The 4,515-nt window shown below is 72.0% G+C and carries 4 protein-coding genes; 1 reads left to right on the top strand and 3 read right to left on the bottom strand.

Annotated elements, in window-relative coordinates; translation table 11 throughout:
- The 3 genes from ACFW2E_RS42120 to ACFW2E_RS42110 form a co-directional block, all read right to left on the bottom strand.
- Positions 1-1,055: SPFH domain-containing protein (locus ACFW2E_RS42120; RefSeq protein ID WP_384476035.1), on the bottom strand; the 1,055-nt coding region annotated here is incomplete at its 3' end.
- A 131-nt stretch (positions 1,056-1,186) separates the two neighbouring features.
- Positions 1,187-1,405 carry a hypothetical protein gene (locus ACFW2E_RS42115; protein ID WP_351667879.1) on the bottom strand — a complete coding sequence of 73 codons (219 nt, stop codon included), beginning with the start codon at positions 1,403-1,405 and terminating at the stop codon, positions 1,187-1,189.
- Between the two features lie 26 nt (positions 1,406-1,431).
- Positions 1,432-2,856 carry an amidase gene (locus tag ACFW2E_RS42110; protein WP_384476032.1) on the bottom strand — a complete coding sequence of 475 codons (1,425 nt, stop codon included), beginning with the start codon at positions 2,854-2,856 and terminating at the stop codon, positions 1,432-1,434.
- A 482-nt stretch (positions 2,857-3,338) separates the two neighbouring features.
- On the opposite strand from ACFW2E_RS42110, the gene ACFW2E_RS42105 reads away from it, so the two are divergent.
- On the top strand, positions 3,339-4,515 hold a 1,177-nt coding region (locus ACFW2E_RS42105; RefSeq protein ID WP_384476038.1), incomplete at its 3' end, for a molybdopterin-dependent oxidoreductase.

Here is a 4,515-nt window from a genome sequence, read left to right as displayed (position 1 = left end):
GCCTCACCGCGGGCCTTCAGCGCCTCGGCCTCGGCGCCCGCGGCCGTCTTGACCCGCGTCGCCTCGGCCGCCGCCGCGAGCTCCGTCTCCTTCGCCTTGGCCTGGGCCCCCGAGATGCGCGCGTCACGTTCGGCCTCGGCCAGCGTGCGCTTCTCATAGGCCTTGGCGTCGGCCGGCTTGCGCACATCCGCCTGGAGCTGCTGCTCCCGCCGGTGTGCCTCGAGTTCGGCGACCCGTGTCTCCTGGACCACGACCTCCTGCCGGGCGGCCGCGTCGGCGAGCGGACCGGCCTGCCTGGCCTTCGCCCCCGCCTTGTCCCGCTCGGCCTGGTAGCCCGCCTGGAGGATCTCGCTGTCCCGGGTGGCCTCGGCCATCCGGGCGAACGACTGCTGCTCGGCCTCGGTGGCGAGACGATTCGCCTCCGCCTGCGCGATGCGTGCGTCGCGCTGGACGGCCGCCGCGTGCGGCATCGCCAGGTTCTGGATGTACCCGGTCGGGTCCTCGATCTCGTGGATCTGCAGCGAGTCGACGATCAGGCCGAGCTTCTCCATCTCCGTGCCGCAGGCAGCGCGGGTCTGCCCGGTGAGCTTCTCCCGGTCGCGGATCATGTCCTCGACCGTCAACCCGCCCACGATGGACCGCAGATGACCGGCGAAGACGTTGTGCACCCGCTCCGACATCATCCGCTGCTGGTCCAGGAAGCGGCGCGCCGCGTTGGCGATCGACACGAAGTCGTCGCCCACCTTGAAGATGACCACGCCCCGCACCTTCAGCGGAATGCCCTGGTGGGTCACGCAGTCCACCGACAACTCGGTCTCGTTCAGGTCGAGGGAAAGCTTGCGCACCGCCTGCACGCCGGGCAGCACCAGAGTGCCCCGCCCCGTGACGATGCGGAATCCCATGCCCTCCTCGAGGCCCTCGGTCCGGTGCTTGGAACCGGAGATGATGAGCGCCTCGTTCGGCTCGGCGACCCGCCACATCATCTTGAACAGACCGATCAGCACGAGGACGGCAACGACCGCCGCCCCCGCAACGACGCCGACAACCATCGGCATACGCCCCCTTTGCATGGTGCCCTTTCGGCACCGAACGAAGGGAGTGTGCTCCCGCGCAAGCCCATGGAGAAGATGCTGACGGATCCTTGTTGCAATCTTGATGCGCGGCTCTCACCTGGGGCGCAAGCAGCTCAACTGTCGTATGCGGCGGTGACGTAGACCGTGCGCGGCGGCAGGTACTCCACCACCATCACCACCGTGCCCCGCTCCATCCGGCCCGTCCCGTCCGCGGCGTACGCGAGGAAGTGTTCCGCACCCCCGCGCACCCGGACGATCACCTCGCCGACGAGGCCGGGCCCGATCGTTCCGGTGACCCGCCCCATGAGCCCCACCATCGACGCATCGTCCATGGTCACAGGGTACGGGCGGAACGCCGTCACGCCGCCGGCGCGTCCGCGGCCAAGTGGTCCGGCGGCCACAGCTCGTGCCAGCGCAGCTCCGCCTCCAGCTGTGCGGCCAGGGAGATCAGCAGCGCCTCGCTGTTGCCCGGGCCCAGCAGTTGGGCGCCGACCGGCAGCCCTCCGTCGACGAACCCGGCCGGGACGTTCACCCCGGGCCAGCCCAGGACGTTCCACGGCCAGGCGTACGGACACGCGGCGATCATGGCGCGGTCGGTGGCCAGACCGCCGAGGTTGGCCATCGAGCCGATCCGGGGCGGGGGAGCGGCCGTCGTCGGGGCGAGGATCACGTCGTACGTCCCGAAGAACCCGCCGATGCGCCGGTGCAGGGCCGCCTCCGCGCGCCGGGCCACCCGCAGGGGTGCCCCGCCCAGCAGCCTGCCCAGCCGGGCGGCATCCCGCGTGCGGCGGTCGAGCAGCGCGGGCTCGGGTGTGTCGCGGACGTGCTCGGCGATGCCGGCCGTGGCGCGCGGCACGAAGGTCAGTCCGATCTGGCCGTAGGGCGGGTCGGCCTCCTCGACTGTGTGACCCAACGCCGCCAGTTTCTCGGCGAGTTCGACCACCCGGGCGCGCACCTTTGGCTGCAGGCGTGCGGGGACCGCGGTGAACGGCGGCTTCAGCGACAGAGCGATGCGCAGCCGCCCGGGATCCCGGCCGACCGCGTCCGAGGCCGTCAGGGCCGGCGGCTGGTGCGGGTCGAGTGCGTGGTTGCCGCTCGCCGCGTCGAGGAGCAGGGCCGCGTCGGCGACGGTGCGTGCCAGGGTGCCGTTGACCGTGATGCCCTGGAATGCCTCGCCGCGCGGCCAGGTGGAGATGCGGCCGCGCTGCGGCTTGATGCCGATCAGGTGAGTCCAGGAGGCCGGGATCCGCACCGAACCGGCGCCGTCCGAACCGAGGGCGGCCGGGACCAGCCCCGCGGCGACCGCCGCGGCCGAGCCGCCGGACGAACCCCCCGGGCTGTGGTCGGCGTGCCAGGGGTTGCGGGTGTCGCCGAACGCGGGCCCCTCGGTGAACGGCCACTGCCCGAGCTCGCAGGTGTTGGTCTTGCCGATGATCACTGCTCCCGCCGCGCGCAGCCGCCGTACCGCCTCACCGTCCTCGGCGGCCGGCGGGAAGGCGCCCGGGCAGCCGAACGCCGTCGGCTCGCCCGCGACGTCCATGTCGTCCTTCACGGCCACCGGCACCCCGAGCAACGGGCCCCGTGCCCCGGCGGCCAACTCCCGGTCCGCGGCGTCCGCTTCGGCGAGCGCGGCCTCGGCGCGCACGATCCGGAAGGCGTTGAGGCTGCCCTGCGTGGCATCGATGCGGGCGAGGGCCCGCTCGACGAGCCGGCGGGAGGTCACCTCCCCGGCGGCGAGTGCGCGTGCGGACTCGGCCAGGCCTTGGGCACGGTCGAGCGTCATTGCGGGACCACCTCCGGGTGCACGATGTTTACCGGAGAGTAACTCCCGAACGGGCGGCGCAGTACAGGTTTCGCACAGGTGGCGTGGGCCCGTGTCGAAATCATCGACGTGCACCTGTCACCTCTCCCATGCCCGCCCGGGTGATCGAGCCTGGTCCGGGATGCCGGACGCCCGGCTGTGCCGGCTGCTCTTTCCGCCACGCGTCCGAAAACCGTCTGTGGCCCGGTCCGAGCGGCGGATTCTGCGCGTCACCGGGCCACCGTCGGCTCCGCTCACACCCCTCGTCCCGGACCTGTGCGGCGGGCTTAACCCCTGGTGATCGGCCGAGGTGACCTCGGCGTAATGAGTGATACGTACGTTCGCCATATACGAACCGGACGGATCACCAGGCAGAGGAGGCGCCCGTGCCCGCGCCCGACCCGCGGACCGACGGCATCTCGAAGGTGCGGACGGTCTGCTCGTACTGCGGTGTGGGCTGCGGCATGGTGCTCGACGTCGGCCGCGGACCGGACGGCCGCCGTACGGTCCTGAAGGCGTCGGGCGACAAGGAGCACCCCGCGAACTTCGGCCGGCTGTGCACCAAGGGCGCCACCACCGCCGACATGCTGTCCGCACCCGGCCGGCTGACCACGGCCCTCCTCCGGCCCGAGCGGGGGGAGGAGCCGGTGCCGGCCGCCGTGGACGCGGCGATCGAGGAGACGGCACGACGGCTGCGGGCGGTCGTCGACGAACACGGCCCGGACGCGGTGGCCCTCTATGTCTCCGGGCAGATGAGCCTGGAGGCGCAGTACCTCGCCAACAAGCTGGCCAAGGGCTTCATCCGCACCAACCAGATCGAGTCCAACTCCCGGCTGTGCATGGCCAGTGCGGGCACCGGCTACAAACTGTCGCTCGGTGCCGACGGCCCGCCCGGCTCGTACCAGGACCTCGACCGGGCGGACCTCTTCCTCGTCATCGGGTCGAACATGGCCGACTGCCACCCGATCCTCTTCCTGCGCATGATGGACCGGGTCAGGGCCGGGGCGAAGCTGATCGTCGTCGACCCGCGCCGCACGGCCACCGCCGCCAAGGCCGACCTCTACCTGCAGATCAGGCCGGGCACGGACCTCGCCCTGCTCAACGGCCTGCTGCACCTGCTCCACGAGAACGGCCACACCGACCCCGCCTTCATCGCCGCCCACACCGAGGGCTGGGAGGCGCTGCCCGGGTTCCTCGCCGACTACCCGCCCGCCACCGTCGCCGGGCTCACCGGCATCCCGGAGGACGACATCCGCGCGGCCGCCCGGCTGATCGGCGAGGCGCGGGAATGGACCAGCTGCTGGACGATGGGCCTCAACCAGTCCACGCACGGCACCTGGAACACCAACGCGCTCGTCAACCTCCATCTCGCCACCGGCGCGATCTGCCGGCCCGGCAGCGGCCCCTTCTCCCTCACCGGCCAGCCCAACGCGATGGGCGGCAGGGAGATGGGTTACATGGGCCCCGGGCTGCCCGGGCAGCGGTCCGTGCTCGTCGACGCGGAGCGCGCCTTCACCGAGGAGCTGTGGGAGCTGCCCCCGGGCACGATCCGCGCGGACGGCGTCGGCAAGGGCACCGTCGAGATGTTCCGGAAGATGGCCGACGGGGAGATCAAGGCCTGCTGGATCATCTGTACCAACC

The sequence above is a fragment of the Streptomyces sp. NPDC058964 genome, assembly GCF_042741275.1.
Taxonomy (GTDB): Bacteria; Actinomycetota; Actinomycetes; order Streptomycetales; family Streptomycetaceae; genus Streptomyces.
Note: the sequence above shows the minus strand (reverse complement) of the source record. Positions and strands in the feature narration are given on the sequence as shown.